Source organism: Azohydromonas lata, assembly GCF_034427735.1.
GTDB classification, from domain to species: domain Bacteria; phylum Pseudomonadota; class Gammaproteobacteria; order Burkholderiales; family Burkholderiaceae_C; genus Azohydromonas; species Azohydromonas lata.
This window is the reverse complement of record NZ_JAXOJX010000135.1, coordinates 1-7,495: the sequence shown is the minus strand read 5'-3', so window position 1 is coordinate 7,495 and position 7,495 is coordinate 1. Positions and strand designations below refer to the sequence as shown.

Here is a 7,495-nt window from a genome sequence, read left to right as displayed (position 1 = left end):
GGTGCGGCCCTTGCGCAGGCGGCGCCGGCACCGGCGCCTGCCGTGTCCGCGCCCGCGCCGGTGGTGCGCCGCGGCCCGCGCATAGACGCGCTCATCGACGTGATCGCCACGCTGGCGCTGGACGCGCGGTTGAGCGGCGAGTTCATCCAGGCCCACTTGCCGACCACGCGCCGCGCGGGGACCAAACCCTTCCTGATCGAGGGCCTGAACGCCGCCACCGCCGAGTGGGAGCCGCCCGCGCCGGGGCAGCAGTACCGCGAGCTGCAGGCCGGGCTGCAACTGGCCAACCGGCATGGGGCGCTCAACGAGATCGAGTACTCCGAGTTCGTCCAGAAGCTGCAGCCCTTTGCCGACAGCGTGGGCGCGGCGGCCGAGTTCCCGGACATGCTGGACGTGGTGGCCCGCGCCAAGGAGCTGGACCACTTCGCCATGCAGCACGACGCGCAACTGGCCGTGCAGGTGGCCGCGCGCACCGCGGCGTGGTCGGTGGCCTATCTGCAGCAGGCTTGCCTGAAGCACGGCTTCGTCCCGGGCTCGGTGCCGGGCCGGCTGGTGATGCCGGGCGCCGAGGAGGGCGCGCCGCCGGTGCTGGTGCTGTCGTTCGACCCGCAGGCCGCGCTGGCCGAGGACCCCAACGGCGCCATGCTGCAGGTGGCCACGCTGAGCCTGGACATTCCGCAGACGGCCGAGGCCGACAACCCCTTCGACACCTGGCTCAAGGCCATGTCCACGCTGGCCGTGGAGCTGGACGCCGCGCTGGTGGACGAAGCCGGCCGCCCCGTGCGCCCCGAGGCCTTCGAGCCCATCAAGCAGGACCTGGAAAACCTCTACCGCACCCTGGAAGCCCGCGACCTCGCGGCCGGCTCCGCGGCGGCGCGGAGGCTGTTCAGCTGAGGGCATCAAGAAAAGCGGCTTCCCCGTCCCCGGGAAAGCCGCTTCGCAGTCCACGAAACGCGGCCCCTTGCGGCCGCGTTTTGCTTTCAACCCGCCATCAGCGGATGAACTTGTCGCCCTTGCGCATCAGCACGGCGCTGGAGGCGCGGGCGCCCAGGGCGTTGGCCTCGGTGCGGCCCGCGCCCGGCGGCGTGGCGTCCTTGGCGAAGCGCAGCGTCACGGCGGCCACGGAGTGCAGGTTCACGTTGAAGGCGAAGGCGTTGTTGTTGGTGAAGGTGTCGCAGGCCTGGTGGTAGCACGGGTCGTAGGCCACGCCCGCCTGGCCGCCCCACAGCGCCGCCTCGTCCGGCGTCTTGATGCCCTCGGCGCCCGTGAACAGGCCGCCGGAGGGGATGCCCGCCTCGATGAAGGGGCCGTAGTCGCTGCGGCCGTCGAAGTCCGTGCCCTTGAACGCGATGCCGCGGCGCGCGTAGAAGCCCTCGAACGCCTTCTCGATCTCGTCCGACCCGGCCGGGCCGGCGCCGGCGCCGGCGTTGTCGGAGTTGTCGCCGTCGTAGATGAAGAAGCCCGGGTTGGGCGAGGCGATCATGTCGAAGTTCAGGTACAGCGCGATGCGCCGCTGCTGCCAGGGCTGCAGGGTGCCGACGTAGTAGGTCGAGCCCACGAGGCCCGCCTCCTCGGCGCCCCACAGCGCGAAGCGCACGCGGTTGCGCGTGTGCACCTTGGCCATCTGCTTGGCCGTTTCCAGGATGGCGGCCGCGCCGGAGCCGTTGTCGTTGATGCCCGGGCCCTCGGCCACCGAGTCCAGGTGCGCGCCCACCATCACCACCTGGGCGGGGTCGCCCTTCTTGGATTCGGCGATGACGTTGCTGGTGGCGACGTCTTCCATGCGCGTGTCCGTCTTCAGCCGCATCTGCAGCCCGCTGACGGCGGCCAGCAGGTTGCCCTCGGCCTGCGTCACGGAGGTCACGGGGATGGTGCCGCGGAAGTCCGCGCCCAAGGTGCCGTTGAGCGGTTCGCCGTCGTCGACGTTGTTGGCGATCACCACGCCCACGGCGCCCGCGGCCTGCGCGTTGGCGGCCTTCTCGGCGAAGGTGCAGTTGCCGCGGCCCACCAGCGCGATGTGGCCGGCGGGGAAGCCGGCGAAGTCCGCGGCCTCGCAGCCCGGGGTGTCGTCGGCGGGCTGGAAGGGCAGCGCCGTCACGGCCGCCGTCACGTCGCCGCTGGCGGAGTAGGCGAGCACGGAGTTGGTCACGTCACGCATGGTGGGTGCGGTGACTTTCAGCAGCGTGGGCGAGAGCTCCTCGAAGGTGCGGAACTGGAAGTACTGGCGCCGCACGTCGTAGCCCGCCTCGCGGAACACCTTCACGGCGTAGCGGGCCGAGGCGTTGAAGCCCTCGGTGCCGGAGGCGCGCGTGCCGCCGTTGGCATCGGCAATGTCCTGCAGCGCCTTCTGGTGCTTGCGCACCTCGCTGTAGGTGACGCACTCCATGAGCTTGGGGATCGTGTCGTTGACGCGGCTGGCGCTGGTGCACTTGGACGGCAAGGCCGCCTCGGGGCTGGCGTCGAAGACCGCATCGTCGGCCGCAGTGGCGGCCGTGGAGGCGACCGCGGCGGCCTGCTCGGTGGCGGTGGCGGCGGCGGCCGTGTCGGTGGGGGTGACGTCGCTGCCGCCGCCGCAGGCCGTCAACAGGCCGGCGGCCAGGGCCACGCTCCACCAGGCGGGGAACCGGGACAGGGTTGCGGCTTCCTTGTAATTCCTGGAACTCATCCACTACTCCTCGGGTTTGCTGCGGTCCGGCGCCAGTGCCGGCACGGCACCGCCCCGGACCTCGTGGGTCGGGGGGCGGGCAGTGGCGGCAATCCTCTTGCCGCGGGGGACCCCGCGAACGCGCGGTCGGCTTGCCTACACTCCCGGCCATGCCTTTGTTCGACCCGAATTCTCAAGCTGCCGACGCTTTCCCAGCCGCGCCTGGCGTGCCCGCGCCCGCCGCCGCGCGCGCGGCCGAGCTGCAAAAGCTGCTGCACCTCCACGCCCACCAGTACTACGTGCTGGATGCGCCCACGATTCCCGACGCCGAGTACGACAAGCTGTTCAAGGAGCTGCAGGCGCTGGAGGAGGCGCACCCCGAGCTGCGCACGCCGGACTCGCCCACGCAGCGCGTGCTGGGCCAGGTGCTGCCGGGCTTCACGCCCGTGCGGCACCAGGTGCCCATGCTCAGCATCCGTACCGAGACGGACACCACGGAAGAGGGCGCGCGCGCCTTCGACGCCCGCGTGCGCCGCGAGCTGGCGCTGACCGAGGCCGATGCGCCCGTCGCCTACGTCGCCGAACTGAAATTCGATGGGCTGGCCATGAGCCTGCGCTACGAGCACGGCGTGCTGGTGCAGGCGGCCACCCGGGGCGACGGCGAGACGGGCGAGGACGTCACGCAGAACATCCGCACCATCGGCCAGATCCCGCTGCGCCTGTCCACCGCCACGCCGCCCCCGGTGCTGGAAGTGCGCGGCGAGGTCTACATGCGGCGCGACGCCTTCGAGCGCCTGAACGAGCGCCAGCGCGAGGCGGGCGAAAAGACCTTCGTCAACCCGCGCAACGCCGCCGCCGGCGCGGTGCGGCAACTGGACCCGGCGATCGCGGCCCGCCGCCCCTTGAGCTTCTTTGCCTACGGCTGGGGCCAGATCGAGGGCTGGGCCGACATGCCGGCCACGCAGGCCGAAGTGCTGGATGCGCTGGAGCAGTTCGGCCTGCCGGTGAACGCCGAGCGCGAGGTGGCGCAGGGCGCGGACGGCCTGATCGCCTTCCACGCCCGCATCGCGGCGGCGCGCGATGTACTGCCCTTCGACATCGACGGCGTGGTCTACAAGGTGAACGACCTGGCGCTGCAGCAGCGCCTGGGCTTCGTGACGCGCGAGCCGCGCTGGGCCGTGGCCCACAAATACCCGGCGCAGGAGCAGGTGACGACGCTGCGCGACATCGACGTGCAGGTGGGCCGCACCGGAAAGCTCACGCCCGTGGCGCGGCTGGAGCCCGTGTTCGTCGGCGGCACCACGGTGACCAACGCCACGCTGCACAACGAGGACGAGATTCGCCGCAAGGACGTGCGCGTGGGCGACCGCGTGATCGTGCGCCGCGCGGGCGACGTGATCCCGGAGATCGTGGGCGTGGTGCCGTCGGCCTCGCTGTCGTCGCAGCAACTGGCGCACGCCAGTGCCGAGGAGGTGACCGAAGCCGCGCTGGACGTGCTGGAGCGCCAGCCGGACCCGGCCGCGCAAGCCGAAGGCACGGCGGTGGAGGCCGGGGAAGGGGCGCCCGCCGTCAACCCCAACGACTACCCCGGCCGCGCGGAGCCCTTCGATCTCTACAAGAAGCTGGGCGGCCACTGTCCGGCCTGCGGCAGCGACATCACGCGCGAGGAGGGCGAGGTGAACTGGCGCTGCTCCGGCGGCCTGTTCTGCCCGGCGCAGCGCAAGCAGGCGGTGCTGCACTTCGCGGGGCGGCGGGCCATGGACATCGAGGGCCTGGGCGACCGGCTGGTGGAGCAGCTCGTGGGCGAAGGCGACCAGCCGCCGCTGGTGCGCACCCTGGCCGACCTCTACAAGCTCGGCTTCACCGCGCTGGTGGTGCTGGAGCGCATGGCCGACAAGAGCGCGCAGAACCTGCTGGACGCCCTGGAGAAGAGCAAGCGCACGACGCTGGGCCGCTTCATCTTCGGCCTGGGCATTCGCCACGTGGGCGAACGCACCGCGCGCGACCTGGCCGCGCATTTCGGTTCCATGGAGCGGGTGATTGCCGCCAGCGAGGAAGCGCTGCTGCAGGTGCACGACGTTGGGCCGGTGGTAGCGCAGAGCATCCGCACCTTCTTCAACCAGGCGCACAACGTGGAGGTGGTGGAGCAGTTGCGCGCCGCCGGCGTGCACTGGGAAGAGCACGAAGGCCGCCAGGAGGCGCCGCCGGGGCCGCTGGTGGGCAAGACGGTGGTGGTCACCGGTACGCTGCCCACGCTCACGCGCGAGCAGGCCGAGGCGCTGATCGAAGGCGCGGGCGGCAAGGCGGGCAAATCCGTGTCCAAGAAAACGGCCTACGTCGTGGCCGGCGAGGAGGCGGGCTCCAAGCTCGCCAAGGCGCAGGAATTGGGCATTCCGGTTCTGGACGAGGACGGTTTGCGAGCGCTGGTGGCGGGCGAGGGCGCATCCGAATCCGACAACGAGGAGTGATTGAAATGGCCGTGCGCGAACTTTTGAAAATGGGCGACGAGCGCCTGCTGCGCGTGGCGCAGCCGGTGCGCGAGTTCGGCACGGCCGAATTGCGCGCGCTGCTGCAGGACATGCTGGACACCATGGAGTCCGCCGGCGGCGTGGGGCTGGCCGCGCCGCAAATCGGCGTGGACCTGCAAATGGTGATATTCGGCTTCGAGCGCAGCGAGCGCTATCCCGACGCGCCGGCCGTGCCGATGACGGTATTGCTCAATCCCGTCATAGAACCGTTATCCAGTGAAGAGGAAGACGGCTGGGAAGGCTGCTTGTCCGTGCCCGGCTTGCGCGGACTGGTGCCTCGGTTCACGCGTATCCGCTATTCCGGCTTCGATCTCGATGGGAATGTCATCGAGCGGGAAGTGGAAGGGTTTCATGCGCGGGTGGTGCAGCATGAGTGCGACCATTTGATTGGGCGGCTTTATCCGACGCGGATTCGGGATTTGACGAAATTCGGGTTTACCGAGGTCTTGTTTCCTGGAGTGCCGGTTGAGGAAGATTGATTTCCAATAAATGTCCATCGCGGCTGTTCCGGCATGGGACTTTTGAAGGCCTATCGCGGCCAAAGCTTGGGCAAGCAATTGCTGGAGGCTTGCATCGTCAAAGCCCTTCAAAATGGCTTGACCCAGATTTTGTCTGGAGCCGTAAAACGTGCTTGATGGATTTTCTGATTTCGATGCTTGATAACACGGTTTTAATCAAATCAATTTTCCTTGTATTTGCTGTAGCTGTTTGAAAGCTGATTTTTTGCTTTTCTCCCATGGTCAGGCTGTTGGTCAGGATTCACCGTCACATCGGAATTCTTTACCTTGTAACCACACCCTCACGTCAGCGCGCACTCTCCTTGCCCCGTTACTCCTCCAGAGGCCGCCCCACGCGCGGCCGCCGAGTGGAGACGGCATGACGACAAGAGAACTGCGCCACGCCCTGCGGCTGTTGCTGGCCGCGGCGCTGCTGGCCTTGGGGGCCCTGGGCACCGCCTGGGCTGATCCGCCCGGCCGCATCGGCCGGCTGGCGATGGCCACGGGCACGGTCTGGCTCTACGACCAGGAGCAGGGCGAGTGGACGGCCGTGGCCGTCAACCGGCCCATCACCACGGGCGACCGCGTCGCCACCGACAACAACGCCCGCGCCGACATCCAGATCGGCTCGGCCTCGCTGCGCCTGGACGGCGGCACCGAGCTCGCCGTCGACCAACTCGACGACCAGCGCGTGAGCCTGCGCCTGGAGCGCGGCAGCGCCGCGCTGCGCCTGCGCTCGCCCGAGAGCGTCAACGAGTTTGAATTACTGGCCAACGACGCCCGCTTCCAGCCCACGCGCACCGGCCAGTACCGGCTGGACGTGCGCGACAACGTCGCCACCGCCCAAGCCTGGAGCGGCGAGATGCGCTTCCAGTCCCAGGACAGCGCGCTGCAACTGCAGCCCGGCACCCGCTACGGCTTCTGGCGCCAGGACGACCGCACCCACTACGACATGAGCACCGCCTCCGGCGAGGACGCCTTCGGCGCCTGGGTGCTCGCGCAGGACCAGCGCGAGGCCGCCGCGGCCACGCCCCGCTACGTCTCCACCGAGATGACCGGCGCGGCGGACCTGGACCGCTATGGCCGTTGGGACACCCACCCCGACTACGGCGCCGTCTGGTACCCCGTGGGCGTGTCCGCGGGCTGGGCGCCCTACCGCTACGGCCACTGGGCCTGGGTCGCCCCCTGGGGCTGGAGCTGGGTGGACGACGCGCCTTGGGGCTTCGCCCCCTTCCATTACGGCCGCTGGGCCTACTGGGGCAACCGCTGGTGCTGGGTGCCGGGCCGCTACGTGGCGCGCCCGGTCTACGCGCCCGCGCTGGTGGGCTGGATAGGCGGCAACAACATCAGCGTGGGCATCACGGCCGGCCGGCGTCCACCCCCGCCGCTCATCGGCTGGGTGCCGCTGGCCCCGCGCGACCCCTACATGCCGCGCTTCAACGCCAGCCCCCGCTACATCCAGAACCTCAACCGCGGCCACGCGCCCTGGCAGCCGCCCCCGGGCAGCGCCCAACCCTGGTTCAACCGCAACGCCCCCGGCGCCGTGACGGTGGTGGCCACCGATTCGCTGCGCGACCGCAGCCGCGCCGCCGACCGCGTGGTGCCCCGCGTCGAGCCGCGCTGGAACACCGCGCTGCCCGTGCAGCAACCGGTGCTGCCGCCCCCCCCGGGGCGCAATGACCACGCCGGCCGCGGCGACGACCGCGGCGACAGGGGCGACCGTGGTGATAGAGGCGACAGGGGCGATCGCGGCCAGCGCGACGAGCGCCCCGACCGCCCGGGCCACCAGCGCGACGACCGTCCCGGCGTGCCGCCAGCGGCCGGTT

At 70.3% G+C, this 7,495-nt stretch carries 6 protein-coding genes; 5 read left to right on the top strand and 1 reads right to left on the bottom strand.

Annotation, left to right across the window (positions count from 1 at the left end):
- On the top strand, positions 1-894 hold an 894-nt coding region (locus tag SM757_RS34285), incomplete at its 5' end, for a cell division protein FtsZ (protein WP_322468757.1).
- A gap of 97 nt (positions 895-991) precedes the next feature.
- Here the strand turns inward: SM757_RS34285 and SM757_RS34280 are convergent.
- Positions 992-2,665 (bottom strand): M28 family peptidase, encoded by a 1,674-nt coding sequence (locus SM757_RS34280; RefSeq protein ID WP_322468756.1) that lies wholly within the window; start codon positions 2,663-2,665, stop codon positions 992-994.
- Positions 2,666-2,814: 149 nt separating this feature from the next.
- Here SM757_RS34280 and ligA point away from each other — a divergent pair, with 149 nt between their 5' ends.
- The 4 genes from ligA to SM757_RS34265 form a co-directional block, all read left to right on the top strand.
- Positions 2,815-5,112, top strand: a complete 2,298-nt coding sequence (gene ligA, locus SM757_RS34275) for an NAD-dependent DNA ligase LigA (protein ID WP_322468755.1) — start codon at positions 2,815-2,817, stop codon at positions 5,110-5,112.
- Positions 5,113-5,117: 5 nt separating this feature from the next.
- Positions 5,118-5,651 carry a peptide deformylase gene (gene def / locus SM757_RS34270; protein WP_322468754.1) on the top strand — a complete coding sequence of 178 codons (534 nt, stop codon included), beginning with the start codon at positions 5,118-5,120 and terminating at the stop codon, positions 5,649-5,651.
- Positions 5,652-5,684: 33 nt separating this feature from the next.
- Positions 5,685-5,807 (top strand): GNAT family N-acetyltransferase, encoded by a 123-nt coding sequence (locus SM757_RS35645; protein WP_407655827.1) that lies wholly within the window; start codon positions 5,685-5,687, stop codon positions 5,805-5,807.
- A 241-nt stretch (positions 5,808-6,048) separates the two neighbouring features.
- Positions 6,049-7,495 (top strand): DUF6600 domain-containing protein (locus SM757_RS34265; RefSeq protein WP_322468753.1); only part of this gene is annotated, 1,447 nt, incomplete at its 3' end.

Coding starts and splice junctions, on each gene's coding strand:
- SM757_RS34280 (WP_322468756.1), bottom strand. CDS start 2,665: ATGAGTTCCAGGAATTACAAGGAAGCCGCAACCCTGTCCCGGTTCCCC.
- ligA (WP_322468755.1), top strand. CDS start 2,815: ATGCCTTTGTTCGACCCGAATTCTCAAGCTGCCGACGCTTTCCCAGCC.
- def (WP_322468754.1), top strand. CDS start 5,118: ATGGCCGTGCGCGAACTTTTGAAAATGGGCGACGAGCGCCTGCTGCGC.
- SM757_RS35645 (WP_407655827.1), top strand. CDS start 5,685: ATGGGACTTTTGAAGGCCTATCGCGGCCAAAGCTTGGGCAAGCAATTG.